4 protein-coding genes, 5 tRNA genes and 2 rRNA genes are annotated in these 4,771 nt (G+C 40.7%); 10 read left to right on the top strand and 1 reads right to left on the bottom strand.

Annotated features, from left to right (window positions below; all coding sequences use genetic code 11):
* Positions 1-23 precede the first annotated feature (23 nt).
* The 5 genes from rrf (EAE90_RS22815) (at position 24) to birA (ending at position 2,558) form a co-directional block, all read left to right on the top strand.
* Positions 24-139: ribosomal RNA gene (rrf, locus tag EAE90_RS22815) — 5S ribosomal RNA — on the top strand.
* Between the two features lie 84 nt (positions 140-223).
* Positions 224-299: transfer RNA gene (locus tag EAE90_RS22810), tRNA-Thr, on the top strand.
* 24 nt (positions 300-323) lie between these two features.
* Positions 324-439 (top strand): 5S ribosomal RNA (gene rrf, locus EAE90_RS22805).
* A 137-nt stretch (positions 440-576) separates the two neighbouring features.
* Positions 577-1,602 (top strand): UDP-N-acetylmuramate dehydrogenase, encoded by a 1,026-nt coding sequence (murB, locus tag EAE90_RS22800; RefSeq protein WP_214055404.1) that lies wholly within the window; start codon positions 577-579, stop codon positions 1,600-1,602.
* Positions 1,599-2,558 (top strand): bifunctional biotin--[acetyl-CoA-carboxylase] ligase/biotin operon repressor BirA, encoded by a 960-nt coding sequence (gene birA, locus EAE90_RS22795; protein ID WP_214055403.1) that lies wholly within the window; start codon positions 1,599-1,601, stop codon positions 2,556-2,558. The genes murB and birA overlap by 4 nt, the downstream gene beginning before the upstream one ends.
* Before the next feature lie 43 nt (positions 2,559-2,601).
* Here birA and coaA read toward each other — a convergent pair whose 3' ends face one another.
* Entirely contained in the window at positions 2,602-3,552 is a 951-nt protein-coding gene (coaA, locus tag EAE90_RS22790; protein ID WP_214055402.1) for a type I pantothenate kinase, read from the bottom strand.
* Positions 3,553-3,983: 431 nt separating this feature from the next.
* Here coaA and EAE90_RS22785 point away from each other — a divergent pair.
* The 5 genes from EAE90_RS22785 to EAE90_RS22765 form a co-directional block, all read left to right on the top strand.
* Positions 3,984-4,059 (top strand) — tRNA-Thr (locus tag EAE90_RS22785).
* A 15-nt stretch (positions 4,060-4,074) separates the two neighbouring features.
* Positions 4,075-4,159, top strand: a tRNA-Tyr gene (locus tag EAE90_RS22780).
* Between the two features lie 100 nt (positions 4,160-4,259).
* Positions 4,260-4,334, top strand: a tRNA-Gly gene (locus tag EAE90_RS22775).
* A gap of 6 nt (positions 4,335-4,340) precedes the next feature.
* Positions 4,341-4,416: transfer RNA gene (locus EAE90_RS22770), tRNA-Thr, on the top strand.
* Positions 4,417-4,527: 111 nt separating this feature from the next.
* A partial coding sequence (locus EAE90_RS22765; protein ID WP_246551096.1) for a GTP-binding protein occupies positions 4,528-4,771 on the top strand: 244 nt, incomplete at its 3' end.

The raw sequence follows: 4,771 nt of genomic DNA, 5'->3' as shown, positions 1-4,771 counted from the left end.
CGGCCGGAAGGAAACCGAATATGCCTGGCGGCGATAGCGCGGCGGTCCCACCTGACCCCATGCCGAACTCAGCAGTGAAACGCCGTAGCGCCGATGGTAGTGTGGGGTCTCCCCATGTGAGAGTAGGACACTGCCAGGCTTTAATTTAGCGTTGTGTTGCGACAGAAAAGCAGCATGAAGCACATTTGATTTTTTGCGCCAACAGTGAGTTTGGGCAACTATTGCTGATATGGCTCAGTTGGTAGAGCACACCCTTGGTAAGGGTGAGGTCCCCAGTTCGAATCTGGGTATCAGCACCACATGATAACGGATTAAAGAATTTGTCTGGCGGCAATAGCGCGGTGGTCCCACCTGACCCCATGCCGAACTCAGCAGTGAAACGCCGTAGCGCCGATGGTAGTGTGGGGTCTCCCCATGTGAGAGTAGGACACTGCCAGACTTTATTTTGAAACAAAAAGGCCATCCATAGGGGTGGCCTTTTTGCATTTAGTAAAGAACTAACTTAGTTTTCCAACTGTTTTCCACGCCTATAGCTGATAAACTATTTACTAAATAGCTTTATTGAGTATTGAGTAAATGCTTTCTCTTAAAGAATTTAATACCTTTGGGTTATCAGCCTATGTTAAACGTTTAGATATAGCTGAATCTGCGGAATCCTTATTAGCTTTATGGCAGGAAGCCAAAAGCGAAAAACAACCTGTGTTACTGCTTGGTGGTGGCAGTAATGTTTTGTTTACTGCAAATTTTGAAGGAACTGTGATTCTGAATAGAATTATGGGGATTCAACAGCGGGAAACAGATGAATCGTGGCATTTACATGTAGGGGCAGGAGAAAATTGGCACGAATTAGTCTGCCATTCTCTTAAAAATCAAATCTATGGATTAGAAAATCTGGCTTTAATTCCTGGTTGCGCTGGTGCGGCACCAATTCAAAATATTGGTGCATATGGCATTGAATTTAGAGATGTATGTGAATATGTAGATATTCTTAATCTAGAAACTGGGGAACAAACGCGCCTTAGTGTTGGTGAATGTCAGTTTGGATATCGGGATAGTATTTTCAAGCATAAATATAAAACAAATTATTCTATCATCTCCGTAGGATTATTGTTGAAGAAGAATTGGCAACCAATATTGAACTACGGTGATTTAACCAGGCTGTCGAAAGATAATGTAACTCCTCAGCAGATTTTTGATTCAGTGTGTGCAATGCGCACTAGTAAATTACCTAATCCTGCAATAACAGGGAATGCAGGGAGTTTCTTCAAAAACCCAATTGTCAGTGCGGAAGTTGCGGCGAAAATAAAAGAAAATTATCCTGATAGCCCCCAATATCCTTACGCTCATGGAATGTTCAAATTAGCGGCGGGTTGGCTCATTGAACATTGTAATTTAAAAGGTTATCGCATTGGAGGTGCATCTGTGCATCTTAGACAAGCTCTGGTATTGATAAATCAAGAAAATGCTACAGGCAAGGATGTAGTCTCATTGGCTGCTTACATTCGCCAGCAGGTGATAAGTAAGTTTGGTGTATTACTTGAACCTGAGGTTCGTTTTATTGGTTCTAAAGGCGAAATTGATGCTGTGGAATGTATTTCATGAAAGATATAACCGTGCCATTACAATTGATTAAGATTTTGTCTGACGGTGATGTTCATTCTGGCCAACAGTTAGGACAAGATTTAGGGATGAGTAGAGCTGGAGTTAATAAGCATATACAGACAATTCGTGAATGGGGAATTGAGCTAGAAACAACTCCAGGTAAGGGTTATAGCCTTATGGCACCTATGCAGTTACTTGATGAATCTGCTATTTTTCAATGCTTACCCCAGGATCGTATAACTGTTTTGCCAGTTATTGATTCGACTAATCAGTACTTGCTTGAACGTTTATCTGATTTGAAATCAGGGGATGCTTGTGTTGCGGAGTATCAGTATGCTGGCAGAGGGCGGCGAGGAAGAAAATGGGTTTCGCCCTTTGGCAAAAATCTTTATTTATCTATGTATTGGCGCCTTGAACAAGGACCTGCCGCTGCAATCGGATTGAGTCTGGTTGTTGGCATTGTTATCGCTGAAGTATTACATCGATTTGGCGCTGATAGAATTAGGGTAAAATGGCCAAATGATTTATATCTTGATGATAAGAAATTAGCGGGAATCTTAGTTGAACTAATAGGAAAGACTGGTGATGCTGCTCAGGTTGTGATAGGTGCGGGTATAAATATTTCGATGGATCATAAGGACGAAGAATCTATTAATCAGAAATGGATTAATTTGTTGCAAGCAGGAATTGAAATTGATCGTAATAAATTGGCTGTAGAAATAATACTTGGTCTAAGGAAAGCTCTAATTCAGTTTGAAAATGAAGGTTTGTCTTCATTTGTTTCTCGGTGGTTTGAATTAGATAATTTTATGGATAGGCAGGTAAAATTAATTATTGGTAGTCAAGAAGTGTATGGTATAGCGAGGGGTATTAATCAGCAAGGTGCTTTGTTACTTGATCAGAATGGCGTTATAACCCCATATATCGGTGGGGAGATTTCTTTAAGAGGTTGTTAGAAACGACCGGAAGAGAAATGTCTTCCGGGTTCGGAAACTATTTTTACTTACGTAACCTTACGCTTTCAATAGTGTGGTTAGTTCCTTTTGTCATGATTAGGCTTGCGCGTTCTCGAGTTGGTAAAATATTTTGTCGCAAATTCAGACCATTGATTTCTTGCCAGATACCAGATGCAGTATTTATAGCTTCTTCTTCTGATAGCTTGGAATAGCTGTGGAAATAAGAGTCTGGATCTGAAAAAGCACCCTGACGGAATTTTAAGAAACGACTGATATACCAACTCTTGAGTAATTTTTCTGGTGCATCAACGTAGATAGAAAAATCGACAAAATCAGAGACAAATACATGGTGTGGATCATGAGGATAATCCATACCGCTTTGTAATACATTCAAACCCTCTAGAATTAAAATGTCCGGTTGTTTAATGAGTTTTTGCTCGTTTGGTACGATATCATAGGTAAGATGGGAGTAAACTGGTGCAGATACTTGTTGAGACCCCGATTTAATATCAGATACAAATTTCACTAAACTATGCATATCATATGATTGCGGGAACCCTTTCTTTTTCATCAGTCCACGTTCATTCAGCACGCTGTTGGAATGTAGAAAACCATCTGTAGTAATTAATTCTACACTTCTGTGTTCAGGCCAACGGCTCAGCAGAGCTTGCAATAGACGTGCGGTAGTACTTTTACCAACAGCAACACTGCCAGCAATTCCTATAACATAAGGGACTTTTTGTCCATCAGTGCCTAGAAATTGTTCGAGTACTGCTTGACGACGTAAATTTGAACTAATATAAAAATTGAGCAAACGAGATAAAGGCAGGTAAATCTCAACAACTTCTTCTAAAGAAATTTCTTCATTAATTCCTTTTAAATCAATTAATTCTTCTTTTGTTAATGTCAGTGGAACTGAATCACGTAGGGTTGCCCATTGTTCACGATTGAATTGCAAATATGGAGTAGCCAAAAAAGGTTCTTTTTTATTCATAAACCAACATCTGCCTGTTTGTGCAGGTTGGACAAGTTGTAATAAACAACTTGTACCCGACAAAAAATAAATCGCATGATATCGATTGATGAGCGGCAGGCGTAGGCTTTTTTATATTTTTAGCGGTTTTTTTTGTGAGAAATGCAGAATCGTAAAAAATTGAGTTGATTTACTTAATGTTAGCTTTAGCTGTTTGTTTATCATGATGGAAATTTAAATGACACAAGATGAAGTGACCTATCAAGTTTTATCGGGCTCTGTGATCAGTTCCTTGATAGTTACAGGTAATTTTGTGTTTATTATTTAAGCTGAATATATTGAAAAAAACAGCTAATTGAATAAAAATGAGTGTTTTGTGACCGAATGATCAAAGGGAGCAATTTTTTTGTTGCATAGTGCGCTCACACTGCCTAGAATGCGCAGCACTTGATGCCGGCATAGCTCAGTTGGTAGAGCAACTGACTTGTAATCAGTAGGTCCCGAGTTCGATTCTTGGTGCCGGCACCATTAAAATTTGGAAGAGGTGGGGTTCCCGAGCGGCCAAAGGGAGCAGACTGTAAATCTGCCGTCACAGACTTCGAAGGTTCGAATCCTTCCCCCACCACCAAAGAATCAGATTTAATCTTGATATTATTTTTATGCTTGCTAAAAGAGAAGTGTATCGAGATCAACATACAGCTGATTAAAGTCAGGTAGCCGAGTTCAATGCGGGCATCGTATAATGGCTATTACCTCAGCCTTCCAAGCTGATGATGCGGGTTCGATTCCCGCTGCCCGCTCCAAGATGTGCTGATATAGCTCAGTTGGTAGAGCACACCCTTGGTAAGGGTGAGGTCGGCAGTTCGAATCTGCCTATCAGCACCACTTCCTTAATGTCCTTGTCTCCCGATTTTATTCCTGTAAGCAATATTCAACGAGCAAATGCTTGGTTGATGTGGTGGAACCACCGATTCCGTGTCTTAGAGGGACAATCTAATGTCTAAAGAAAAGTTTGAACGTACAAAACCGCACGTTAACGTTGGTACTATCGGCCACGTTGACCACGGTAAAACAACCCTGACTGCTGCTATCACTACTGTACTGGCTAAAACTTACGGTGGTAATGCTCGTGCATTCGACCAAATCGATAACGCGCCAGAAGAAAAAGCGCGTGGTATCACCATCTCTACTTCTCACGTAGAATACGATACCCCAAGCCGCCACTATGCGCACGTTGACT

Source organism: Photorhabdus caribbeanensis (genome assembly GCF_018448885.1).
Lineage (GTDB): Bacteria > Pseudomonadota > Gammaproteobacteria > Enterobacterales > Enterobacteriaceae > Photorhabdus > Photorhabdus caribbeanensis.
Note: the sequence above shows the minus strand (reverse complement) of the source record. Positions and strands in the feature narration are given on the sequence as shown.

Coding starts and splice junctions, on each gene's coding strand:
- birA (WP_214055403.1), top strand. CDS start 1,599: ATGAAAGATATAACCGTGCCATTACAATTGATTAAGATTTTGTCTGAC.
- murB (WP_214055404.1), top strand. CDS start 577: ATGCTTTCTCTTAAAGAATTTAATACCTTTGGGTTATCAGCCTATGTT.
- coaA (WP_214055402.1), bottom strand. CDS start 3,552: ATGAATAAAAAAGAACCTTTTTTGGCTACTCCATATTTGCAATTCAAT.